The organism is Nostoc sp. (genome assembly GCF_036917975.1).
Taxonomy (GTDB): Bacteria; Cyanobacteriota; Cyanobacteriia; order Cyanobacteriales; family Nostocaceae; genus Nostoc.
In genome coordinates, this window is record NZ_JBALEJ010000004.1 from 90,514 (window position 1) to 114,439 (window position 23,926).

The 23,926-nt window shown below is 43.2% G+C and carries 18 protein-coding genes; 7 read left to right on the forward strand and 11 right to left on the reverse strand.

The annotated features are described in order from the left end of the window. Window positions 1–3: 3 nt before the first annotated feature. From tuf to V7K76_RS01230, 7 genes are all read right to left on the reverse strand, one after another. Entirely contained in the window at window positions 4–1,233 is a 1,230-nt protein-coding gene (gene tuf, locus V7K76_RS01200) for an elongation factor Tu (protein WP_334779439.1), read from the reverse strand. A 23-nt stretch (window positions 1,234–1,256) separates the two neighbouring features. Beyond that, window positions 1,257–3,335: an elongation factor G gene (fusA, locus tag V7K76_RS01205; protein ID WP_334779438.1), complete on the reverse strand. Its 2,079-nt coding sequence runs from the start codon at window positions 3,333–3,335 to the stop codon at window positions 1,257–1,259. A gap of 137 nt (window positions 3,336–3,472) precedes the next feature. Then, complete coding sequence (gene rpsG, locus V7K76_RS01210; protein ID WP_334779437.1) at window positions 3,473–3,943, reverse strand: 30S ribosomal protein S7; 471 nt, start codon at window positions 3,941–3,943, stop codon at window positions 3,473–3,475. 554 nt (window positions 3,944–4,497) lie between these two features. Continuing rightward, window positions 4,498–4,881, reverse strand: coding sequence for a 30S ribosomal protein S12 (rpsL, locus tag V7K76_RS01215; protein ID WP_015214573.1), 384 nt, complete (start codon window positions 4,879–4,881; stop codon window positions 4,498–4,500). A gap of 132 nt (window positions 4,882–5,013) precedes the next feature. Further along, the gene (locus tag V7K76_RS01220) at window positions 5,014–5,340 is read right to left on the reverse strand and encodes a HesB/IscA family protein (RefSeq protein ID WP_334779436.1); all 327 of its coding nucleotides are present in this window, start codon (window positions 5,338–5,340) and stop codon (window positions 5,014–5,016) included. Between the two features lie 243 nt (window positions 5,341–5,583). Continuing rightward, the gene (locus V7K76_RS01225; RefSeq protein ID WP_069070111.1) at window positions 5,584–6,003 is read right to left on the reverse strand and encodes a cupin domain-containing protein; all 420 of its coding nucleotides are present in this window, start codon (window positions 6,001–6,003) and stop codon (window positions 5,584–5,586) included. Between the two features lie 281 nt (window positions 6,004–6,284). Beyond that, a complete protein-coding gene (locus tag V7K76_RS01230) occupies window positions 6,285–8,333 on the reverse strand; it encodes a phosphodiester glycosidase family protein (RefSeq protein WP_334779524.1) in 2,049 nt (682 codons plus the stop codon). A gap of 955 nt (window positions 8,334–9,288) precedes the next feature. Here V7K76_RS01230 and gltB point away from each other — a divergent pair. Next, on the forward strand, window positions 9,289–14,004 hold the full coding sequence (gene gltB / locus V7K76_RS01235; protein ID WP_334779435.1) for a glutamate synthase large subunit: 4,716 nt from the start codon (window positions 9,289–9,291) through the stop codon (window positions 14,002–14,004). A 331-nt stretch (window positions 14,005–14,335) separates the two neighbouring features. Here gltB and V7K76_RS01240 read toward each other — a convergent pair whose 3' ends face one another. Further along, complete coding sequence (locus V7K76_RS01240; RefSeq protein ID WP_334779433.1) at window positions 14,336–15,247, reverse strand: polysaccharide deacetylase family protein; 912 nt, start codon at window positions 15,245–15,247, stop codon at window positions 14,336–14,338. 1,211 nt (window positions 15,248–16,458) lie between these two features. Between V7K76_RS01240 and lepB the strand changes: the two genes are divergently transcribed. From lepB to V7K76_RS01255, 3 genes are all read left to right on the forward strand, one after another. Further along, the gene (gene lepB / locus V7K76_RS01245; RefSeq protein ID WP_334779432.1) at window positions 16,459–17,031 is read left to right on the forward strand and encodes a signal peptidase I; all 573 of its coding nucleotides are present in this window, start codon (window positions 16,459–16,461) and stop codon (window positions 17,029–17,031) included. A gap of 75 nt (window positions 17,032–17,106) precedes the next feature. Beyond that, window positions 17,107–17,439: a hypothetical protein gene (locus V7K76_RS01250; protein ID WP_334779522.1), complete on the forward strand. Its 333-nt coding sequence runs from the start codon at window positions 17,107–17,109 to the stop codon at window positions 17,437–17,439. Window positions 17,440–17,443: 4 nt separating this feature from the next. Next, window positions 17,444–17,767, forward strand: coding sequence for a S1 RNA-binding domain-containing protein (locus tag V7K76_RS01255; protein ID WP_334779431.1), 324 nt, complete (start codon window positions 17,444–17,446; stop codon window positions 17,765–17,767). A gap of 60 nt (window positions 17,768–17,827) precedes the next feature. Here V7K76_RS01255 and V7K76_RS01260 read toward each other — a convergent pair whose 3' ends face one another. Together V7K76_RS01260 and V7K76_RS01265 are read right to left on the reverse strand one after the other, a co-directional pair. Further along, the gene (locus V7K76_RS01260; protein WP_334779430.1) at window positions 17,828–18,361 is read right to left on the reverse strand and encodes a ComEA family DNA-binding protein; all 534 of its coding nucleotides are present in this window, start codon (window positions 18,359–18,361) and stop codon (window positions 17,828–17,830) included. A gap of 14 nt (window positions 18,362–18,375) precedes the next feature. Then, complete coding sequence (locus tag V7K76_RS01265) at window positions 18,376–18,750, reverse strand: NINE protein (RefSeq protein ID WP_334779429.1); 375 nt, start codon at window positions 18,748–18,750, stop codon at window positions 18,376–18,378. A gap of 287 nt (window positions 18,751–19,037) precedes the next feature. Between V7K76_RS01265 and V7K76_RS01270 the strand changes: the two genes are divergently transcribed. Together V7K76_RS01270 and V7K76_RS01275 are read left to right on the forward strand one after the other, a co-directional pair. Beyond that, the gene (locus tag V7K76_RS01270) at window positions 19,038–19,958 is read left to right on the forward strand and encodes a J domain-containing protein (RefSeq protein WP_334779428.1); all 921 of its coding nucleotides are present in this window, start codon (window positions 19,038–19,040) and stop codon (window positions 19,956–19,958) included. A gap of 139 nt (window positions 19,959–20,097) precedes the next feature. Then, window positions 20,098–20,421 (forward strand): DUF1825 family protein, encoded by a 324-nt coding sequence (locus V7K76_RS01275; RefSeq protein ID WP_179067573.1) that lies wholly within the window; start codon window positions 20,098–20,100, stop codon window positions 20,419–20,421. A 211-nt stretch (window positions 20,422–20,632) separates the two neighbouring features. Here V7K76_RS01275 and V7K76_RS01280 read toward each other — a convergent pair whose 3' ends face one another. Continuing rightward, window positions 20,633–22,555 (reverse strand): transglycosylase domain-containing protein, encoded by a 1,923-nt coding sequence (locus V7K76_RS01280; protein ID WP_334779427.1) that lies wholly within the window; start codon window positions 22,553–22,555, stop codon window positions 20,633–20,635. A gap of 113 nt (window positions 22,556–22,668) precedes the next feature. On the opposite strand from V7K76_RS01280, the gene tyrS reads away from it, so the two are divergent. After that, entirely contained in the window at window positions 22,669–23,922 is a 1,254-nt protein-coding gene (tyrS, locus tag V7K76_RS01285; RefSeq protein ID WP_334779426.1) for a tyrosine--tRNA ligase, read from the forward strand. The last annotated feature ends 4 nt before the right edge of the window (window positions 23,923–23,926 follow it).

Here is a 23,926-nt window from a genome sequence, read left to right on the forward strand (position 1 = left end):
GTGCTACTTCAAAATTTTGGAGACAACACCAGCACCGATGGTGCGACCACCTTCGCGAATAGCGAAGCGCATTCCTTGTTCAATAGCGATCGCGTTGATCAATTCTACTGTTACTTTAATGCGATCGCCTGGCATCACCATTTCTACTTCTTTACCTTCATCTGAGGTGTAGCCTTTGATAGTACCAGTTACATCGGTTGTCCGTACATAGAACTGGGGACGGTAGCCAGCGAAAAATGGAGTCTTACGGCCACCTTCTTTTTCTGTGAGGACGTACACTTCCCCTTCAAATTGAGTGTGAGGTGTAATTGAGCCTGGTTTGGCTATCACCATACCGCGCTCAATATCTTCTTTTTTAAGACCACGCAGTAGTACACCTGCATTATCTCCAGCCAGACCTTCTTCGAGGCTCTTCTTGAACATCTCAATTCCGGTGACGGCGGTACTACGAGTGTCTCTCAGACCAATTAGCTCGACAGTATCGCCAACCTTAACTTTCCCGCGTTCAATCCGTCCAGTCGCCACAGTACCACGACCTGTGATGGTGAACACGTCTTCTACAGCCATCAGGAAGGGCTTATCAACATCCCGCTCAGGAGTGGGGATGAAAGAATCCACAGCATCCATCAATTCGTAGATTTTGTCTACCCAAGGATTTTCACCTCTTTTGGTCTTAGGATTCTTGGTCATTGCTTCGAGAGCTTGCAGACCAGAGCCTTTGATAATGGGGATATCATCGCCAGGGAAATCATAGCTGGTTAACAGTTCTCTTAGTTCTAGTTCTACTAGTTCCAAGAGTTCTGGGTCATCCATTAAGTCTTCTTTGTTCAAGAATACAACCAGACTGGGAACACCCACCTGTTTTGCTAACAGAATGTGTTCGCGGGTCTGGGGCATAGGCCCATCCGTAGCAGCTACTACGAGGATGCCACCATCCATCTGAGCCGCGCCGGTGATCATGTTCTTCACATAGTCAGCGTGGCCTGGACAGTCTACGTGAGCATAGTGCCGATTTTCGGTTTCATACTCAACGTGAGCGGTATTGATGGTAATACCCCGTGCCTTTTCTTCTGGCGCGTTATCGATTTGATCGTAGCCTTTAGCTATAGCTTGACCAAGAGCTGCCAAGGTCATAGTAATGGCTGCTGTCAACGTGGTTTTACCGTGGTCAACGTGGCCAATAGTACCAATATTGAGGTGGGGTTTATTTCTTTCAAACTTTGCGCGTGCCATGAATGCTCATTTCCTTATTTTAACTAAGCGTTCCCTTTGCTTTTTGCAATGATAGTTTCAGCTACGCTGCGAGGCACCTCTTCGTAGTGGCTGAACTCCATCGTGAAGATACCCCGACCTTGCGTTTTTGACCGGATATCAGTGGCGTAGCCAAACATGGTCGCCAGTGGAACTTTGGATGCGACCTTAGCAAGTCCCTGTTCGGTGCTTTGGTTTTCAATTTGCCCCCGGCGGGCGATGAGGTCGCCAATGACGTTCCCGATATAGTCTTCAGGAACTTCAACCTCAACTTTCATCATAGGCTCTAAGAGGACGGGTGAAGCTTTCAGCACAGCCTCTTTCATCGCCATTGAACCAGCGATTTTAAAAGCCATTTCTGAAGAGTCTACATCGTGGTATGACCCATCAATTAGCGTCGCTTTAACGTCAATCAACGGATATCCAGCGAGAACACCGGATTCGCAGCTTTCTTTCATTCCTTGTTCTGCGGGGCCAACGTACTCTTTAGGTACTGAACCGCCAGCAATTTTGGAAACGAACTCAAAGCCAGTACCAGGCTCTCCAGGCTCCAAATTGATCACAACGTGACCGTATTGACCTTTACCACCACTTTGGCGGATGAATTTGCCCTCAACTTTGTTTACAGCTTTCCGAATTGTTTCTCGGTAAGCTACTTGTGGCGCACCTACATTCGCTTCCACCTTGAATTCTCGTAACATCCGGTCTACTAGAATTTCTAGGTGTAGCTCTCCCATCCCCGCGATCACGGTTTGGTTTGTTTCGGGATCGACGCGGACACGGAAGGTGGGGTCTTCTTCTGAGAGAGATTGCAGAGCCTTGGACAGCTTGTCCATGTCGTTCTTGGTTTTGGGTTCAACCGCTACCGAGATTACAGGCTCAGGAATGAATAGCGATTCCAGAATTACTGGCGCTCCATCATCACAGAGCGTGTCACCTGTCAAGGTGTCTTTCAATCCCAGAGCCGCTCCCAAATCACCCGCTCGCAGTTCATCGACATCTTGCCGATCGTCTGCTTTCATGAGAACTAAGCGGGAAATCCGTTCTTTTTTATTCTTACTAGCGTTGAGAACGTAGCTGCCCTTCTTCAGGACACCAGAATAAACGCGAACAAATGTCAGGCGACCGTAAGGGTCAGCCATAATCTTGAATGCCAGAGCTGCTAGGGGTTCGTTGTCATCAGCCCGCCGCTCAACAGTATCGCCATTGGGCAGTAAGCCTTGAATTGGCGGTACTTCACTTGGCGCTGGCAGGTAATCAACAACGGCATCCAGCATCAATTGCACGCCTTTGTTTTTGAATGCCGAACCACAAAGTACTGGTACAATTGTCCCCGCAATTGTGCCTTTACGCAGGGCAGTCCGAACTTCCTGTTCTGTAAGTTCTTCGCCATCGAAGTACTTAGCCATCAGAGCATCATCGGTTTCTGCCGCAGCTTCTATGAGCTTGGTGCGGAATTCGTCTACCTGCGCTTGTAGTTCTTCTGGGATATCAGTTTCCTGAATATCGGTTCCTTGGTCATTAGCGTAAATATACGCACGTTGCCGTACTAGGTCAACAATACCTCGGAAGTCGTTTTCACTACCAATTGGTAATTGAATGGCGATCGCATTCGCCCGCAGGCGATCGCGAATTTGCTCGTGAACTTTATAAAAGTTCGCTCCGGTGCGATCCATCTTGTTGATAAAGGCGATCCGAGGAACTTTGTAGCGTTCTGCTTGCCGCCACACTGTCTCAGACTGCGGTTGCACGCCGCCCACAGAACAAAATACTGCGATTACACCATCCAACACGCGCATGGAGCGCTCAACTTCAATTGTGAAGTCTACGTGACCCGGAGTATCGATAATGTTAATTTGATGATCTTTCCAACTGGTACTGATCGCAGCAGCAGTAATGGTAATTCCCCGTTCCCGCTCTTGCTCCATCCAGTCTGTGACGGCAGTTCCTTCGTGAACTTCGCCAATTTTATGAATTATCCCAGAGTAAAATAATATTCTCTCTGTTGTTGTTGTTTTGCCCGCATCTATATGCGCCGCAATACCAATGTTGCGTACTTTCTCTAGCGGGATCGTGCGTGCCACAGCTACCTCCTATAGTTTTTGCCTCATGATATCTTGTATATTACTCTTTGTTAAGATTCTATACTTTTACGGAAAACCGTCTTTTTGTGTAAATCTACGATATACCGCTTCGGCAAGGCGATATATCGCTTTTCTACTTAATAACGATAGTGGGCAAATGCTTTGTTAGCTTCCGCCATCCGGTGCGTTTCTTCACGTTTGCGAATGGCATTGCCAGTTTCGTTAGCAGCATCCATTAACTCATTTGCCAATTTACTGGCCATTGTCCGGCCTGGTCTGGAGCGGGAATATTGCACTAACCAACGCAGTGCTAGGGTAGTGCCCCGTTCTGTACGCACTTCCATTGGTACTTGGTAGGTTGCTCCACCCACTCGCCGAGCCTTTACTTCTACTAAAGGCGTGGCATTTCGCACTGCTCTTTCAAAGGTTTCTAAGGCACCAGCACCAGTGCGTTCTTCAATAGTTTTTAAGGCATCATAAACAATGCGTGCGGCAAGCGATTTCTTGCCGTGACGCATAATCCGTCTGATAATCATGCTGACAAGGCGACTGTTATATACAGAGTCAGACGGAACTAGGCGCCTTTGAATAACACCACGACGAGACATACTTCACCTTTAATTCGGAATTGGCAACGAAATTATATGCTATCAGACACCGGAAACTAAAAGCGGTAGAACCCAACCCTCAGACTTCCTCAATTTTTTCGACCGTTGCAGCAAGGCTGACTTATTGACTGCCAATTTTGGATTTTGGATTTTGGATTAAAAGTTTTCGGTATATATTCCGATCTCAAGGATCTGAACAAATCAAAAGTCTGTAAGCCTAATTCCCTTGTGGGTTCAGCTAATCCAAAAGACGCTCGATAACTCGCTAACGCTACGCTATCTCAAATCTCAAATCTAAAATTGTTTGTTTGACTTGCTACCTGCAACTAAATACTCAAGGCGACAAGAATATAAACTTTAATGTTCAGATGAGAAATTTGCTGTCAGTTACAGCCTTCTCTTCAGAACTTCTACACTTGCTCGCTTAGTGTAGGTGTAGCTTACTTGATTTTTTTAACAGACATAATTGCTGTTAGAACACAGGCGACGATCATTTTTTGTAGCGCTTTTAAGATAGACGATTAATCGTGTTGGATGCGATTAATCGCCCAATCCTATTTTTTCGCTTCTTTGGGCCGCTTGGTTCCATACTTGGAACGGCCTTGCTTGCGGTCTTTGACTCCGGCTGTATCTAGGGTGCCACGGATAATGTGGTATCTCACGCCTGGTAGATCCTTAACCCGACCGCCACGAATCATCACAACTGAGTGTTCTTGTAAGTTGTGACCAATGCCTGGAATGTAAGCTGTAACTTCAAATCCAGAAGTAAGTCTGACTCTTGCTACTTTGCGTAGGGCTGAGTTAGGCTTTTTTGGTGTGGTCGTGTATACTCTGGTACAAACTCCCCGACGTTGGGGGCATTGCTTCAGAGCAGGGGACTTGGTTTTCTGACGCGCTTGTTCGCGCTCAGTTCGTATTAGCTGCTGTATTGTTGGCATGAGTTACAGCGCGTAAAGCTGCTTATGGTCTAACTTTTAACAAATCCTGATTATATCTTTTTTTACGGCTTTATGTCAATTGTAATTTTTCCTTAGTGATTGAACATCTGTTTTGTGACTAATGCTCAATCACTAATGACTTAAGGAAAAGGAATTGCCACAGCCACAGGTAACGATCGCCTGGGGATTGTGGAAGCGAAAACCACCTCCCATTAAGTCTTCTGAATAATCCACCCTCAAACCGTTGAGGTAATTTAGGCTTGTGGCATCTATAACTACTTGAATTTCATCCAAGTCGAAAACCTGGTCTCCAACTTTTATTGCTTCATCGAAGGACATATCATAAAATAACCCGGAACAACCACCTGGTTTTACTGCCAATCGAAACAAGACATTTGGCTGTTGTTTGGACTTTATGCGCCCAATTTCACTGACGGCTGCTTGACTCAGATGAATCATGGAACTCGTTTTTTGCAATTGAATACCCCATCTTCCATTTTACAGATGGGTTGACCCTTGCTTGTGCAAAATTCTAAATCATCTAAAGTATGAGCGCGATCGCTATTACTACATTTATAACACTAACATATTTCAGTCCCCACCTTAACTAGGTAGGGACTTCAGGGGTGTAGTAGTTCGTTTACAAAGACGGTTTACACGAATTAGCTTTGAGATTAAAGCTTTAATAGCGTTCTTTTGGTTTTAATCTTTGGTACGGGCATAGTCATCTTGGTAGCGGATAATATCATCTTCTCCCAAGTATTCGCCATTTTGCACTTCAATCAACACCAAGGGGATCACGCCAGGATTCTCTAAACGATGAGATGTACATTGGGGTACATAAGTTGACTCATTATTGCTCAGTAGTACTTCTTTCTCCCCACAAACTACTCTAGCTGTACCAGAGACAACAATCCAATGTTCGCTGCGGTGATGATGCATTTGTAGACTGAGGCGGTGTCCGGGCTTAACTTCGATGCGCTTAATTTTGTATCCGCGCCCTTCTTCCAAAACTGTAAAAGCACCCCAAGGACGTAATTCAGTTGCAGCAACGCCCCTAGAAGTGATGGCTGGAGGTAGGTGTAGAGTTTCAGTCTGTGTAGTTTCTTGATATCGAGCCATAGTTACCTCATTTGAAGACATAACAAACCGTTGGTACTCTTAACTATTGATAAAAAATCTGGCGTTATCTTGCAACCTGGAAAATCAGCAATTTTGTCGCACTTTGATAAACATAGCAAAATCAAACCTGATGGTGTAAACTATCACTACTAAAATTCTGATGTTTACACCAAGTCTTCATCAAGGAAAATGGCAGCTTGTTCTAAACTTTAAAAAGTGACTGGGGATTGGGGACTGGGGATTGGGGACTGGGGATTGGGGATTGGGTTTTTTCTATTACCTCATTTTTGTGGTTGCAGGAAAATACCAATTCCGTTGTGAACACGAGCAGCGGTACTAGGGGAGCGATCGAGTAGTTGCCCTCCCAAATAAAGGCTGGTAGAACTACCGCCGTCCAAATTTAGGGCATCCACACAGCCCATGAGTTGCATTAATTGGGCGTGTTCTGCCAAATTAGGCCCATAACCGCCGACACGATTATGGGTAGCAGTAATCATTAGTGTGCCTGTTGCCGTTGTGCAAATACCGCTACGAATTGCTTTTTCGGCAATAAAGGCATTGCTGAATTTTTCACTTTTGGCATCAAGGACAATTTGACGGTTTTGGACTAATAGTGGACCAGCCCCGATAATGTGGGGATAACGACTAAAATCAGCTGGAGTAGTGGCGCTGGAAATGCTGACTGTGCTTCCAATAGGTAGCTGGGAGGCAGCACTAGTAGCGTTAGCGCGTAAGGTTAGCAGGTAGCCATCCTGGGGAATGGGAACTGCTGTGCCACCAACTTTGCCGCCTGGTAACTGTTGAGTAATTTGGTCTTTCTCTACCACTAAGATAATTTCGTTATCCGTTAGGGGTGTGTAAGTTGATCCCCAAGCTGGAGTATAACGAGCAATGCCACTCTGGATGTAACCGCTATTGAGAAACAGAATTGGTAGATGCTGGCCATTTGCTGCGATTAAAGTTTCTTCTAAGGTGAGACGACCAAAGTAAAATTGGCCTGAATCATTCCAAGCGATCGCACCTCGATTCAAAATGGGGCCTGATAACCATTGATTATCTCGACGAATCGCACCCAATGGCAGTCTATTATTGCGGTTAAAATAACCACCATTAATTCCAGCTACCGCTAAGTAACGTTGTGCTGTTTGAATTATGGGAGCAGTACCAGCAAGCCCATCAACACTAGCCCACATTGGTTTCAAGGTTAGCCCAAATTTGCGGGGATTAACTTCTAGCCAGACCACTGGAAAGCGTTGTGTGCCCAAGTTGACATAATGCTGTCGCCAGCGCAATCCTGGGGCCCAAGTAATATCCCGCTCTTCTAAAGGATCGGGTCGAATATCGATAATCAGGCGATTGGGGTTAGCGATAGTACTACCTTGAGGCGATAGACCAAAGGGAACGCTCAAACTAATAATTGTTTGGTTTTTCACCACCTCTACTTTTTGAATCAGTGGTTCAGGGGGTGATGGTATTGCTTCTGTTGGTGTAGTTGGTAATAATTGTTTGAGCAGATTTGGCAGTAATGTTGGTGGTGCTGCTGGTGGCTGCGGGGTATAGCGTTCTATCAAAATGGGATCGGCTATTCCATCCAGGGTAACTGTCCACTCTCGATTTGGCGGTGTGGTGGATTTTGGGGTTGGCGTATCTGGATCGGAAGATGGAGTTTGGGGTTTGGCGATCGCTGAACCTTGTGCAACTTGCCAGGGAGTGGGACGATCTAAATCGACAAGCATCCGAGTTTGCTGCAAAGGCGCACTCGCCTCTGGAGATTTCTGGCTCTGAACAATATTTGTAATTTGTGTTTTGGGGGTAGCAATCACCAAAGTGTTACCATTAGCTTGAATTTGCCATCCCGATGTTTGAGCAAAATTAGTAATATCCAGATAGCGATATGCTCCTAGTAGCCTAGCGGCTAACACCTGTGGCGTTGTCACCGACGAAAACCACTGTATTGGTTGCTTCGCTGAATCACTAGTGTTTAAGAAATTTACTCCAATTAATTGCCTAAATGCCCCGTCACTGATATGAGTTGTCACCTGACCAGATTTTCCAGGTTGCTGCAACCAAGTTCCTGGTAAAGTACGACCATTGAGGGAAATTTGATTGCCAGAGGATGCCACACTTGTTACAGGAGGTGCAGGTGACTGTGAGATTAACTTGGGTGTTGATTTGGTGGTTTTTGGAGACTCCTGGGCGTTGATAGGATAGGTAGTAATTAAGCACAGTACTGTCAAAAGTATTGGTGACACAGTAGCTCGAAAAAATTTGCGTTCGCCCTTGGCGTTGGCGGAGCTATCGCTAATCCCTGATTGGCAACAATTCGGCATTTTTACCATAATTTACTAGGTATTTTTGAAACCTGTCACCCAAGGTATAAACTAACTAATTATTGGCAAATATAAAGAAAACATGACTTTATTTTTGAATAAACATGGTAGTCTATACATTGGATAGTTATCTTTTATAGACATTAACTAATTTATTTAGACGCTAAAGCCACTGCAATCAAGTGTTTTAACTGGCACTAATTCTAACCATACTATACACGGTAGTTTTGGTTATCAAAACTGGATTAAGATATTTAATCCTGACTGAGCGTTGCTACTATCAGTTAGGTGTAGTCAAACAATTTTGGATTTTAGATTTGCAATTTTGGATTGACCCTGACCACAAGGGTACAGGGCTTGGTGATTTGAGATTGACAATTTTGGATTTGTTCCGCTTGACTTCGGGCGGGGCATGAACCGAAATCATCTAAAATCTAAAATCTAAAATCTAAAACCTAAAATAGGTACGTCAATAGTAAATATATATGTATGGCAAGTGGTAAGCAGCAGAACTCTAGATAACAACAATATTTGGGAATTGTCAAATGGGTATATATTGTAATACGCTGATTTTATTGCTGGATCGGGATGATTTCGGCTTTAAAATATAGTACAGCCTTAAATTTTAGTTTTGTTTCAGGTGAGCCGAAATAGGCTCTATGAGTAACTAACGTGCATCTGGAAAGAGGGGATTGAGAAAATACTTAGCTTCACAATATAAAAAAGAAACTGTCAGGGCAAAAATAATGTCTTGGCTGAGGCAGCTTGTCTAACACCGCATAAATACATAAACAATACGCAACTATTTTAACACGGGTGAACGGCAAAAGTAAAACCGAAGTTAAAATTTTTTTTCCCTAAATTTCGGTGCTTATATATTTCTCCATCGCGGAATTTCAAAATTTTTTCCGTAAGTAGTGGCAAAATTGGTAACTCAATACTTCAGGAACAGGGTATGAATAATCAACCGATGAATCAAGACCAGAAAATCACAGCGGATATCAACTCAAGAGATACCTATCAGGGGCAAAAGTGGTTAGTAGAGGAACGAGATGCCTGTGGTGTAGGTTTTATTGCTCATCGTCAGAATCATACCAGCCACGAAATTATCAAAAAAGCTTTAGCTGCTTTAACCTGCTTAGAACACCGAGGAGGTTGTAGCGCCGATCAAGACTCTGGTGATGGTGCAGGAGTATTGACAGCAATACCTTGGGAGTTGTTCCAACAAGACTTTGCCCAAAGGGGGAAGGAATTTCCATCCACTGATAATATAGGTGTGGGGATGATATTTCTACCACAAGACCAAGAAGCAGCACAAAAAACTAGGGCGACTGTTGAGCAAGTAGCTGCTGAAGAAAAATTGATTGTATTGGGTTGGCGAGTAGTGCCAGTGCAATCTGATTTACTAGGGGTACAAGCAAGAGAAAATCAACCCCAAATTGAACAAGTTTTGTTAGCTTCTGTTGACAAAAGCGGCGATGAATTGGAACGGCAGTTGTATATTACCCGCCGCCGAATTAGTAAAATTGCAACCAAAATCTCAGAAGAATTTTATATCTGTTCGTTATCAAGTCGGACAATTGTCTACAAAGGCATGGTGCGTTCTGCTGTTTTGGGCAACTTTTATGAAGATTTAAAAAATCCAGCTTACAAAAGTGCCTTTGCTGTCTATCATCGCCGCTTTAGTACCAATACGATGCCCAAGTGGCCCCTAGCCCAACCGATGCGGCTTTTGGGTCACAACGGCGAAATCAATACCTTATTGGGTAACATCAACTGGATGATGGCGCGAGAAGCTAGCCTGAATCATCCTGTATGGGGCGATCGCATCCAGGAACTCAAGCCACTAGTCCATATTGATAACAGCGATTCAGCTACCTTAGATAACGTAGTAGAATTGCTGGTTTGCTCTGGACGCACCCCCTTGGAAGCTTTAATGATTATGGTTCCAGAGGCTTACCAAAATCAGCCTTCTTTACGTGAATATCCAGAAATTGTTGATTTCTACGAATATTACAGTGGTCTGCAAGAAGCGTGGGACGGGCCAGCACTTTTAGTATTCAGCGATGGTAAAAAAGTTGGTGCAACTCTAGATCGTAATGGTTTAAGACCCGCTCGTTACTTGATCACCAAAGATGATTATATTGTCGTAGCTTCGGAAGCTGGTGTCGTGGACTTCCCAGAAGCCGATATTGTCGAGAAAGGTAGACTCGGCCCAGGGCAAATGATTGCTGTGGATTTAGAAAATCAGGAAGTGCTGAAGAATTGGGATATTAAGGGGCGCATCGCCAAGCAGTACCCTTATGGAGAATGGCTGCAACAACACCGTCAAGAACTCAAAGAAATTGTCAGTAGTCAGTCGTCAAATGGAAATGGACATCTGGCTGCTGAGAATGGTAATGGGCATAGTACAACTGACAAAATTGACAAGCAAACATTACTTCAGCGTCAAACTGCCTTTGGCTACACCATAGAAGATGTGGAAATGGTGATTCATCCAATGGCGATCGCAGGTTCGGAACCAACTTTCTGTATGGGTGATGATATTCCCTTAGCGGTGCTGTCAGAAAAGCCTCACCTGCTTTATGACTATTTTAAACAGCGCTTTGCTCAGGTGACTAACCCCGCGATCGATCCCCTGCGGGAAAAGCTAGTCATGTCTCTGAAAGTCGAACTGGGTGAACGGGGTAACTTATTAGAACCCAAGGCAGAATATGCCCGGAGATTGAAACTTGAATCGCCAGTGTTGACGGATGATGAACTAGAGGCGATTAAGCTGTCAGGATTCGCCACGGCTGAGTTATCAACCCTATTTGCGATCGCCAATGGCCGAGAAGGATTGAAAGCCGCTGTGCAATCTTTACAAGCACAAGCAGCTGAGTCAGTCCGGGCGGGTGCAAAGATTTTAATATTAAGCGATGCCTACGGCGGGCTACGCCAACGCGTCAATGATAGTATCAACACAGAATATACCTATATTCCTCCCTTATTAGCAGTAGGTGCGGTGCATCACCACCTGATTCGGGAAGGTTTGCGGATGAAAACATCCCTGATTGTCAATACTGCTCAATGCTGGAGTACCCATCACTTTGCTTGTTTGATTGGCTATGGTGCTGGTGCAGTTTGCCCGTATATGGCTTTAGATACGGTGCGTGATTGGTGGTCTGATCCCAAAACTCAAAAGTTAATGGGTGTGCAAAAAATTCCCACCCTTACCCTAAAAGAATCTTTAGGAAACTATCGCAAAGCAGTAGAGTCAGGTTTGCTAAAAATTCTCTCCAAAATGGGAATTTCTCTACTCTCCAGCTACCAAGCAGCCCAAATCTTTGAAGCTATTGGCATCGGTGGAGATTTAATCGAATTGGGATTCCGTGGTACGACTTCCCGCATCGGTGGTTTGAGTGTGAGTGAACTCGCTGATGAAGTGCTTTCCTTCCATAGCCAGGCTTTCCCAGAACTGACGAGCAATAAGTTAGAAAACCTGGGCTTTGTGCAATACCGTCCTGGTGGCGAATACCATAGCAATAACCCAGAAATGGTGAAGGCGCTGCATAAAGCTCTAGATGGCAACGGCTACAACCACTACGAAGTTTACAAAAAGCACCTCCAAGGTAGACCAGTAACAGCCTTGCGGGATTTACTGGACTTCCAAGACGATGCCTCGCCGGTTCCTCTAGAAGAAGTGGAATCAGTATATGAAATAGTCAAACGCTTCTGCACCGGAGGCATGTCTTTAGGCGCTTTGTCAAGAGAAGCCCATGAAACTTTAGCGATCGCCATGAACCGCATCGGCGGTAAATCCAATTCTGGAGAAGGCGGCGAAGATCCAGTACGCTATACAGTTTTAGATGATGTAGACGAGTCTGGTCACTCGCCAACCCTACCTCATTTAAAAGGATTGCGGAATGGCGATGTAGCTCATAGTGCCATTAAACAAGTTGCATCAGGACGCTTTGGTGTTACGCCAGAGTACCTCGTCAACGCCAAACAAATTGAAATCAAAATTGCCCAAGGTGCTAAACCTGGGGAAGGTGGACAACTACCAGGACCCAAGGTGAGCCAATACATTGCGATGTTAAGGCGCTCCAAGCCAGGCGTAACACTGATTTCGCCACCACCACACCACGATATCTATTCAATTGAAGACCTAGCGCAACTGATTTTTGATCTGCACCAAATTAATCCCAAAGCAAAGGTGTCAGTGAAGCTAGTTTCAGAAGTTGGCATTGGCACGATCGCAGCTGGTGTAGCCAAGGCCAACGCTGATATCATTCAGATTTCCGGTCATGATGGTGGTACAGGTGCATCGCCACTTAGCTCGATTAAACACGCTGGTTCTCCGTGGGAACTCGGTTTAAGTGAAGTGCATCGGGTTTTGATGGAAAATAGCCTGCGCGATCGCGTGATCTTACGCGTAGATGGCGGACTTAAGAGTGGCTGGGATGTGGTAATAGGTGCATTGATGGGCGGTGAAGAATTTGGTTTCGGCTCCGTCGCTATGATTGCTGAAGGCTGTATCATGGCGCGAGTTTGCCACCTGAATACCTGCCCGAAGGGTGTTGCTACTCAGAAAGAAGAACTCCGTAAGCGGTTTACAGGAATACCCGAACAAGTTGTCAACTTCTTCTATTTCATTGCCGAAGAAGTGCGTAGTTTATTAGCCCGACTTGGCTACCGTTCTTTATCAGAAATCATTGGACGTGCAGATTTGTTGAAACTGCGCCCAGAAGCAAAACTCACCAAAACGCGATCGCTGAATCTCGACTGTTTACTTCAGTTACCAAATAGCAAAAACAATCGTAGCTGGTTGGTGCATGAAGAAGTCCACAGCAACGGCGTGGTTTTAGATGACAAGTTCCTTGCCGATGCCGAAATTCAGGCTGCTATTAGGGATCAGTCTACTGTTACTAAGACTTACCCGATTGTCAATACTGATCGAACAGTAGGCACAAGATTAGCAGGTGCGATCGCTTCTCAATACGGTGACAGTGGCTTTGAAGGACAAATTAATCTCAACTTCACAGGTAGTGTTGGGCAAAGCTTTGGTGCTTTTAATCTCCCCGGCATAATTCTATCCCTTGAAGGAGAAGCAAACGACTACGTAGGTAAAGGGATGCATGGTGGTGAAATCATCATCAAACCTCCAACTGCTGCCACCTATAACCCATCACAAAACGTGATAGTTGGCAATACCTGCCTCTATGGTGCTACTGGCGGCGTGTTATTTGCCAATGGACTAGCAGGAGAGCGCTTTGCTGTGAGAAACTCCAAAGGCATAGCAGTAATTGAAGGCGCTGGGGATCACTGCTGTGAATACATGACAGGTGGTGTGATTGTCGTCCTTGGTAAAGTAGGACGTAACGTAGCAGCTGGCATGACTGGTGGACTGGCATACTTCTTGGATGAAGACGACTCATTTCGTGAGTTAGTCAACCCGGAAATTGTCAAAATTCAGCGGGTGATTACAGAAGTAGGTGCAAAACAACTGCAAGAGTTAATCCAAACTCATGGGGAACGAACTGGTTCACCAAAGGCGAAGAAAATTCTGCAAAACTGGCAAGAATTTTTGCCGAAATTCTGGCAATTGGTTCCACCTTCTGAAGCTGATAGTCCAGAAGCTAATCCTGAAAAAACAACAACTGAGTTCAGTTTAGTCACTAGTAGTCATTAGTGAGTTTAATGTGATTCGTAGAAACAGCTTTTAGATTGCCTCGTTCCCAGTCTCCGACTGGGAATGCTCGTCGTTGAGGCTCCGCCTCAAGACTCGCGGCAGAGCCGCTTTTGAGTTGCATTTCCAGCCGGAGGCTGGAAAGGAGGTTTTAAAAGAGTTTCAGCTTAAGTTGACACTAATGGGCACTGCCGTGCCCCTACGGGTGTACATCACTAGATCGGGAACCGCTATATCTTTACTAACTGATTCCGAAATAAAGTATTTTAACCAAAAAGTATAATTTTAGTTTTTAGCCAATTACTATTGACTAATTAACTATAATTAATAATATTTATTGCTTTTTATTAGCAAGCAACTTTTGCTCTTTATCTTGAATTTCTAAAAGTTCTGGAATAGTGACAAAACGATAGCCTTGCTTTCTAAAGTTGCTAATAATTTCTGGTAAAGCTTGCACAGTTCTAGAACGGTTCCCGCCACCATCATGCATCAGCACAATTCCACCAGGTTTTGAATCTTTAATTACGTTATTTATCAACTTTGGTACAGCTGGTAATTTGTAGTCTGTAGAGTCAGCCGACCACATTACCACAGTATACTTTTGGCCTTTAGCATAAGCAGCTAATCCATTGTGCAGGTTGCCGCCTGGTGGTCGGAAGAGATTTGTTTTAGCACCTGTAACTTGATAAATTAGGTCTGTTGTGCGGTCTATTTCAAAAGCTGCTGCTTGTTGATTAAAGAAGTGATACCAGTGATGCCAAGTATGGTTGGCTATGACGTGACCTTGAGCAACAATCTGCTTTCCTATCTCTGGATAATTTTTTAAATTCTGCCCGACGACAAAAAACGTTCCTTTGATATTATTTGATTTCAGGATATCTAATACTTGCTCTGTAGTTTCAGGCCAAGGGCCATCATCAAAGGTGAGAGCAATTACTTTCTCGCCTTGAGTGAGTTTTGCAGCCTCAATTGTTGCCCCTTGAAAGCTTAATGGTATAGGGTAAGCTAGACCCTTTGTTTGTGCTTCTTGCTGCCAACTTGTAAGCATCGCCGCTTTTAATTTCTCAATGCGCTGCTGAGTTCCTACGTTTGCAGTTACATCTTTGATATTTATACTTTGTCTATTCTGAGCCTCTGAAGCATTTGGTCTTAGAAGCATCATGAAAGCAAGACTAAAAACACCACCTAAGGCAAGCAACGCAATTAATATTCCTTCTGGCCACAGAAACGACTTATTATTTTCCACCTCATAGCTCCTTCAAAGATCGAACCATCAACCACGGTTATGACGGTACGTCATAGCAGATTTTTTAGATATTTTTTAGATACAATTGCTTTCTGGTAATCCCGAAAATTGGAATTGGGACTAACGAAAATTTAGAATTGAGAAAATAGCCAAACTTTCTCACGCATAAGCTGTATAATTTACAACTTAGTGAGTTATTCAATTAACATACAAAACTACTTACAAGGGGTGGAGTATCTTTCAAAAAAGAGTTTAGTCAACTATTACTTTTATTCTTGATAGGATATATTCTACTGCCTGCTGCCATTGCTTCCTTTTTAAGAAAAAGTTAAATTTTCAACTGACAGAATGTTCCCTTGTACTTTCTATGAAATAGGCAGACGAAAATTAATTCAATATAGTTTCTCATTGCCAAGGGGCACTTATTCGTTAACGTAGATACTTTTAACTCATTCAGCAAAAATAATTATATCAGCAACTTAGTTATCTTTTAGATGCAGATACTTTAGCCGAAATTGCTAGTAGCTTTCTGTCTGTTAATGTTTTTCTCGATAATTTAAGGATATTTATATCTTAATTAATAGTACAGTTTAATATGCACTGTCACCGTATAATTACGGAATTTAATTGCAGTATATATAAGCAATTTTTAAAATCGTAATTGGTATGGCATTTATAACTATAAAAGCATTTAAATCTAGATTTTTATGTAACATTTTTTACTGATGATGTTTTGTTTAACTAGATTATTGTATTTAAAAGTACATTTAAGTCTTGATTTATTTTATGTAATATAACTTAACAATATAAGAATAAAATATATTTTCTTGCAACTCAGTCTCGCTTCATAACTTGCCTTATAATTACATCAATTGGAATTATGATTTTTAATCATCTATAGCAATCCGATTTGATTCATAGAGGTAAGGGGCTGGGGACTGGGGACTGGGAAGAAGGAATAAAGGTGTACTGAGTTTTGTTCAAAAATCAAATATGAGTCCTATATTTAACAATCCTAATTATTAGCTTATATTTTCTTAGACAGGTCATAGTTTTTGACAATATTTTTACTGAACTCCAGTAGATGTGACAAGTATAGTATTTAATACTTGTATAATTTGACTCTAAATCCAGTTTTCCTCTTACATATACTTTTTGAGTCACAATAATCAAGGTATTTGTCTAACTTCTGAAAGTAGCTAGAAATTTTTATGGTTCCTCACGAAAGTGATGCAAAAGAAGAACGTGCATCGTTAAAAGTATGGCGTAGTTCGCAAGAAAATCTGATTTTAATTGCGATCGCACTGTGTTTGGCATTCCTAATTAGGACTTTTATCGCTGAACCCCGCTATATACCTTCTGACTCGATGTTGCCTACCTTACATACAGGCGATCGCTTGGTAGTTGAAAAAATCTCCTACCATTTTCACCCTCCCATAACTGGGGATATTATTGTTTTTCGGCCACCCGCAGAACTACAACGTCGAGGATATCCTAAAGACCAAGCCTTTATCAAGAGGGTTATTGGCGAACCTGGTGAGGTAATTAGTGTTGATTCTGGCAAAGTCTACCTCAACGGTCAACCCTTGGCAGAAGACTACATCGCTGAACCCCCAAATCAGCCATATCGACCAGTGAAAGTCCCAGAAGATGAATTTTTTGTTATGGGAGATAATCGCAACGATAGTAATGACTCTCGCTATTGGGGCTTTTTACCCAGAACAAATGTCATCGGTCGGGCAACATTTCGCTTTTGGCCTCTCAATCGCATTGGGTTTATATGATTTTGGATTTTGGATTGAAACAGACAGTGAAGGTACGGGATTATTTTTTGATTCCTGCGGAATTTTTTGAACTCGGTGCAGACAGTAACAATTTATAAAGCTCCTCAGAAGGGGAAAGGGCAAAAATTTCTCAAGGATGGCTTTCATCCTCCTGATTTCCCATACAATCCTCCCAATGCTGATGGAAAATGTTACTTTGCTGCTCCGAGCAGTAGGAGTGTTGCCCAGGAGTATTGTAAGTACTACAAGGACGGGATTCTAGAAGTTACAATTGACCAAGAAACTTACGATCGCTATTTTAAGCCCCTTGAAAAACCCTATCAAGGTGGACCGGATATTGAGCTAGCAATTCCTCACAGATTATTTTTGATTTTGAACCAATTTCCCAGATTTTTAAAGCCAGACTAATCCTATGATTGATGATTTTTGGAACCAAGTAAAATCTAAGTATCGCCTTGGAGAACTCATTGAGGGAAAAGTTGAGTATCACGCTCCATTTGGGATTTTCATTGATATTAGTGATGAAAATGTAAGAGGCATTATCCAGATTACAGATTTTGTAGATACAGGATATATGACCCCAGAGATGTATCCTGATATCGGTTCAACGATAGAGGCAGTTGTTGTTGGCTACACAGAAGATGACCGTAAGCAAGTTTGGCTAAGTGTGAAACCCAGTATATTGCAAAAAGCCTTTGCATGTCTCAAGGTTCCAGCTACAACTGAGAAATTGTGACAGTGTAGTTGAACTGTAGAATTTTCTTGGAAGACATCTACCTTCCATCGGAACCCTAAGTTAAAACGTTAAATAATACATCAACTGAGCGATCGCATCACCAGTTAACTCTAAGCGCCGTTGGAAATCAGCCAGGTTACGGTAAAATCCCCCTGATTGCCGATTTTGCACCACAGCTTGCGCCAGAGATAAATCTATAAATGGAATTTGTGCTAATTTTTCAACGGTTGCGGTGTTCGGGTTAACTAAATGGGTAGGATTTTCTAAAGATTCGTGGTCATAGTAAATAAAGTTTAGCAGAGGCTTTAATGGCTCTAGGCGCAGCGCGGGCATACCCAAAGCCGCAGCAATATCTTCAATACAGTAAAATTTAACACCCGAACGTGAAAGTTCCACAAGCGATCGCGCTTGGTGAATTGACAACCCTGGTAAGCGTAACCAATCATCTACAGTCGCTTGATTAGCATCAATGCGGATACCCAATTTCGCCGCTATCTGAATTTCTTCCCCAGATTGGAGGCGATAGTAGGGATCGTTGAGCAGCTTGGCGCGGAGTTTTTGCAGCCTGGAGTTTAAAGGTAGCCAGTTATTCATGATTGTCGCTCACCTCAAGAAATCTGGTCTAGCAATTGGCGGCGCTTTTGCTCAAATTCATACTCTGAAATCAGTCCATCCTGGCGCAGAGCATCTAATTCACGCATTGCATCAGCGATCGCTCCTACCTGATTATTTACCCGTTGTGAGTTCCTTGGTGCTGACTTCCCTAGATTAAAATTGCGATCGAAAGCTTCTTCATCTTGGGCTAAATACCAAACTCCCTCAATCGCACTAGCTACCTTGGGGATAGGTGTCCAGGAAAGCAACACATACAAAACACCCCAAAATGGCTGTCCCAAATAAAATTTATGTAATCCTGAAATTGTCAGCGTCCCAGAAAAAGCTAAAACAGCAGCAACACTTCGACTTTTGCGCTTAGTCAACATATTTATAATAAATCTACCAACACATAGTTTCTACAATAAGACAGTCAAAAGGCGCAGAAACAATTCATCCCTAACTAAATCTTCCCCATCCCCAGTTTCGAATAGACATCTCCAGAAATTAAAGATGCGTTACCCAGAACCCTTGTAGAGACGTAGCAGTGCTACGTCAAAACAATTCTTTTTCGGAGATGTCTAATCCCCAATTTGAAGAAATTTGAGTAAGTTTCACATGACTGTGCATTGAGCTTTGATGCTAATTTTAAGTTTTCAACAGCTTTATTACTACTATGTCACAGACCTTCCTACCATCAAAATGGCTTGAACAGCTTTGTGATCCTTACGCTGTGCTAGGAATTTCTGTGAGCGCTGACGATCGCCAGATTTTTAAACGCTATCACACTTTAGCAAAGCTGCTACATCCCGATCGCTATGCCAAAAGCTGCAATCCAGACCAACAATTAGCAACGGCAATACTTAACTATTTAATCAATCCAGCTTATCAACAACTCAAACATCGACACAAGCGTTGGATTGCCATAGCGATGCTGCGATCCGATGCAAGAGTGTTACAGCAGCAAGCTTTGTGTGCCCAAAATACCATAGCTGAGGAAATTATGGAAATGTCTGCACCTCAAGCACAATTGTTTTACGAAGAAGCGATCGCCTGCTATGCAGAAGCTCAATATAAATCACTAGATCAGTTTTTTCAGGTGACTAAACAAATTAGTATACTGAATTTAGTATACTTACGGTTGCAAAAACCAGACCTGTTCATGGCGCAAGAAGCTATTCCCAACATTCCCAAGGTAGAAGTCAAGCCAGTTGAATTGCCATCACATGAAAAAACTCATTTCAAACCAGATTTGACAAACTACGCTCAACGTCACTACGAGCGAGCTAATGAATACGTCAGCCGAGCCAAATGGCCTGAAGCCGTGCAAGAACTGCGCGATGCCATCAAGTTAGAGCCAAATAACAGCGACTATTATGCCTTATTAGGTTTGGTACATCTAAAACAGAAGTATACTGGCATGGCTAGGGTTTACATTCGTCAAGCATTAAAACTTAACCCGGAAAATTTACTAGCTTTGAAATACGCTCCTGGACTGCAAATTCAACTGGATGAAAACAGCAATCCTAAATCAATGGCTAAAGCTCTAAGTATTGCGGTTTTATTTAGTCACTTTAAACGAGGGAAAGGTTCTTAAGTCAAGTGTTGAAATTTCGGTAACAAACCGTACTAAAACCGAAGCTTCGTGACTAGATTACTCTCCTAGACTAAAATAATTAAATAGAAGTAAAACTATTAAGCTGCTGAGTCTGGGCACTCAGTTTAATATAAGCAATATGGGATTCTTCGATTCTGAGATAGTTCAACAAGAAGCAAAACAGCTGTTTGAGGATTATCAAGCGCTGATCAAGCTTGGCAACGGCTACGGCAAATTTGACCGTGAAGGCAAAAAGCTGTTTATTGAGCAAATGGAAACCATGATGGATCGATACCGCATCTTTATGAAGCGCTTCGAGTTATCAGAAGATTTCATGGCGCAAATGACAGTAGAACAGCTAAAAACACAATTAGGTCAGTTTGGTGTAACCCCGCAACAAATGTTTGACCAAATGCACCTTACTTTAGAACGGATGAAAGCCGAGCTAGAAAAACAAACCTAGTACCGCAAGGCGGAATTCAAAATGACGCTCGCAGACTCGCTAACGCTGCGCTAACAAAATTCAAAATTCAAAATGAATACAGCGTAAGGTTTTCAGGGATTTAGAATGGTATATCTATTTACGCCGTGCTGTACTAGTCAATTTTAGATTTTGAATTTTGGATTTTGGATTGGCAATTAATCCAAAATCTAAAATCTAAAATCCAAAATTATTACGACTTGGGGCGAGAAAACTGCGAAGGTGGCTTGAAGTTTTCTACTGGTACGTTCTTAAGTGCTTTCTCCATAAAATCTTTCCAAATGGGAGCGACCATAACACCGCCTGTCGCATGGTCAGCTAATTGTCTGTTGTCATCTCTTCCTACCCAGACAGCAGTTGTTAACTGTGGCACAGTGCCCACAAACCAAATATCCTTTTCTGATGATGTTGTTCCTGTCTTACCGGCGGCTGGGCGACCGATCGCAGCACCTTTACCAGTACCTTCATTGATTACCGATTGCATCACATCTAAAATTGCTGCTGATGCCCAAGGATCGAGAACTAACTGCGGTTTAGGGGTGTTATCCAGCAACACATTACCACTACTATCAGTGACACGGGCAATTACAGTTGGTGGAGATTGCCAGCCATAATTAGCAAAGGTAGCATAGGCACTAGCCATTTCCAGAGGGGTGACACCAATTGCCCCAAGTGGCAAAGAAGACACAGGTTCCATCGGACTCGTAATACCCAAGGTACGGCAGGTTTCGATCACTCTATTCATCCCCACAGCCTTACCAACCTTGATTACAGGAATGTTTCGTGATTGGGCGATCGCTGTGCGGATTGGCATTGATCCCCTAAAAGTATTATCATAATTTCTGGGAGAGTACCAACCGTTACCATCTCGATAGCTGACTGGAGAATCGTCTACCGTTGAATCTGGCGCATATTTACCACTAGCGAAAGCAGTATAATATACAAAGGGTTTAAAAGAAGATCCGGGCTGCCGTTGAGCTTGAGTTGCACGGTTAAATTCACTGGTCTTAGGATCTATACCGCCCACCAATGCTTTAATAAAATGCGTGCGTGGATCAACTGCTACCAGAGCCATTTGATTCTTAGATAATCCCTGCTCTAAAAGTGTTTTATGCCACTTCGTGACAGTTTCTTCTGCCATCATTTGGAAGTCGGCATCAACTGTAGTTTGCACCCGCATCCCGCCTTTAAGCAGTGTCTCACGCCCAAACTTCTTAGCTAACTCTTGCGCTACAGTATTGGTTACATAAGGTAAGGCACTACCTTGAAAGGATTTGATTTTACCAAGTTTGATTTCTTGCTTGAGGGCATCGTCGTAATCTGACTGGCTGATCCAGTTCAATTCCAGCATCCGTCCTAGCACTTCTTTTTGTTTCTGTTTTGCCAGCTTCATGCTCACAAACGGGCTGAATTCTTCTGGTGCTTGGATTAAACCCGCCATCATTGCCGATTCACCCAAGCTTAAATATTCTGATGACTTATTAAAATAACTGCGGGCTGCCGTTTGTACACCATAATTGTTATGACCCCAATAAACTTGATTGAGGTACATTTCTAATATTTGGTCTTTATTGAGAATTTGCTCTAACCGGATTGCTAGCACAGCTTCTGCTAACTTGCGGGTAAAAGCACGCTTACGAGACAAAAACAGATTTTTGACCAATTGCATAGTAACAGTAGAGCCACCCTCTTTGACTCCACCTGCTACAGCATTAACTACCACAGCACGTCCCACGCCGACGGGGTTAATACCGTGGTGATCGTAAAAGTGGCTATCTTCACTTGCCAGCACGGCCCGTTTTAAATTCGGCGAAATTCTATCTAGAGGTACGACTTCCCGGTTGGCTTCCCCGTGGATACTCGTTAAGAGTTTGCCCTTAACGTCATAAATATAAGTCGTTTCCGAGGGAAAGAAGTTACGTAACTGTCTCACATCTGGCAAATTACGGAAACTGATGGCTAAACCAACTAGTCCTCCGGCTACAATGGAACTTGCCAGCATGGTGATTGAAAGGAGAGTACCGCCAGTTACCTGACCAACTCCTTTCAAAAACTCAAAACCTGATGAAGCCCGATCCTGTGGCTTTTTATCTCCCAAAGCACTAGACGATGACACGGCTATTTCACTTCCTCACTTGTAAATTGAACTGTAATTGATTGGGTGAAGCAAGGCGGTTAGTTTTTTGCAATTATAGTAGTTTGGCGGATGAGAAAGTGGATAAATTGCCAGTGAATATAATAACCAACTTAACTTCTAGAGTAGAAAGCATAACTAGTAGTGAATCTCTTAGTAAAGAGCAAGATTTGGCTTGGTTGCGTCGTGGTGTAGTAGAAGTTTTCCCACAATCAGTTGATGTTAACAGCGAAAGTCTAGAAAGGCTATTACTAACTACAAACCAACCTTTGAGGGTCAAATTAGGGATTGACCCTACTGGTACTGATATTCATCTTGGTCATAGCATACCAGTACGAAAACTGCGAGGATTTCAAGATGCAGGCCATACAGCAGTTTTAATTATTGGCGATTTTACAGCGCGTATTGGCGATCCAACTGGTAAATCGGAAGTGCGTCGTCAGCTTACAGAAGCAGATGTCGCACAAAATGCTCAGACTTATCTGGATCAAGTACGTCCTATCTTGGATTTTGACACACCAGGAAGGTTAGAGGTGCGCTATAACTCCGAATGGCTCTCTGAACTAAACTTAGAGAAAATTTTGGAGTTACTCTCCACGATGACAGTGGGGCAGATGTTAGCGAAAGAAGGATTTGCTGATCGCTATAAAAAAGAGAATCCGATTTTTATCCATGAGTTCCTGTACCCGTTAATGCAAGGTTTTGATTCGGTTGCAGTTGAGGCAGATGTGGAATTAGGTGGCACTGATCAGAAATTTAACATTGCTGTAGGCAGAGACTTGCAGCGTCATTTTGGTCAAAAGCCTCAATTTGGGATGTTGCTGCCAATTTTGATTGGCACAGATGGGGTGCAAAAAATGTCCAAGTCTTTAGGTAATTATATCGGATTGGCAGAACACCCAGGGCAAAAGTACCAAAAGTTACAAGGAGTTCCCGATCATCTACTTGAACAGTATTTTGAACTGTTGACGGATTTACCTTTGGATCAACTGCCAGAAAATCCGCGCGATCGCCAAACACTCTTAGCTTATGAAGTTGTCAAGCAGTACCACGGCGAAACCGCAGCCCAAGAGGCAAAAGAAGCAGCCCAAAGCGGTGGTAAGGAAGGTGCAGTTCCAGAATTCTCTCTTTCTTCTGGCGTGCAGCAGTTCCCTACTAAGTTAGCGTATATTCTCAATGTCACTGGCTTGTGCAAAAGTACGGGGGAAGGAAAGCGGAAAATTCAAGAAGGTGGAGTGCGTTTAGATGGCGATCGCATCACCGATGCTGATATCACTTTTGATTCTCCCGCCCAGTTACAAGGTAAAGTTTTACAAGTTGGGAAAAATAAGTTTGTGCGTTTAGTTTGAATGG

What these genes read in the sequence shown, in the direction of transcription:
- rpsG (WP_334779437.1), bottom strand. Translation starts at nt 3,943, where the DNA reads ATGTCTCGTCGTGGTGTTATTCAAAGGCGCCTAGTTCCGTCTGACTCT.
- V7K76_RS01265 (WP_334779429.1), bottom strand. Translation starts at nt 18,750, where the DNA reads ATGTTGACTAAGCGCAAAAGTCGAAGTGTTGCTGCTGTTTTAGCTTTT.
- V7K76_RS01230 (WP_334779524.1), bottom strand. Translation starts at nt 8,333, where the DNA reads ATGCCGAATTGTTGCCAATCAGGGATTAGCGATAGCTCCGCCAACGCC.
- tuf (WP_334779439.1), bottom strand. Translation starts at nt 1,233, where the DNA reads ATGGCACGCGCAAAGTTTGAAAGAAATAAACCCCACCTCAATATTGGT.
- V7K76_RS01275 (WP_179067573.1), top strand. Translation starts at nt 20,098, where the DNA reads ATGGGATTCTTCGATTCTGAGATAGTTCAACAAGAAGCAAAACAGCTG.
- rpsL (WP_015214573.1), bottom strand. Translation starts at nt 4,881, where the DNA reads ATGCCAACAATACAGCAGCTAATACGAACTGAGCGCGAACAAGCGCGT.
- gltB (WP_334779435.1), top strand. Translation starts at nt 9,289, where the DNA reads ATGAATAATCAACCGATGAATCAAGACCAGAAAATCACAGCGGATATC.
- V7K76_RS01220 (WP_334779436.1), bottom strand. Translation starts at nt 5,340, where the DNA reads ATGATTCATCTGAGTCAAGCAGCCGTCAGTGAAATTGGGCGCATAAAG.
- V7K76_RS01225 (WP_069070111.1), bottom strand. Translation starts at nt 6,003, where the DNA reads ATGGCTCGATATCAAGAAACTACACAGACTGAAACTCTACACCTACCT.
- V7K76_RS01270 (WP_334779428.1), top strand. Translation starts at nt 19,038, where the DNA reads ATGTCACAGACCTTCCTACCATCAAAATGGCTTGAACAGCTTTGTGAT.
- V7K76_RS01260 (WP_334779430.1), bottom strand. Translation starts at nt 18,361, where the DNA reads ATGAATAACTGGCTACCTTTAAACTCCAGGCTGCAAAAACTCCGCGCC.
- lepB (WP_334779432.1), top strand. Translation starts at nt 16,459, where the DNA reads ATGGTTCCTCACGAAAGTGATGCAAAAGAAGAACGTGCATCGTTAAAA.
- V7K76_RS01255 (WP_334779431.1), top strand. Translation starts at nt 17,444, where the DNA reads ATGATTGATGATTTTTGGAACCAAGTAAAATCTAAGTATCGCCTTGGA.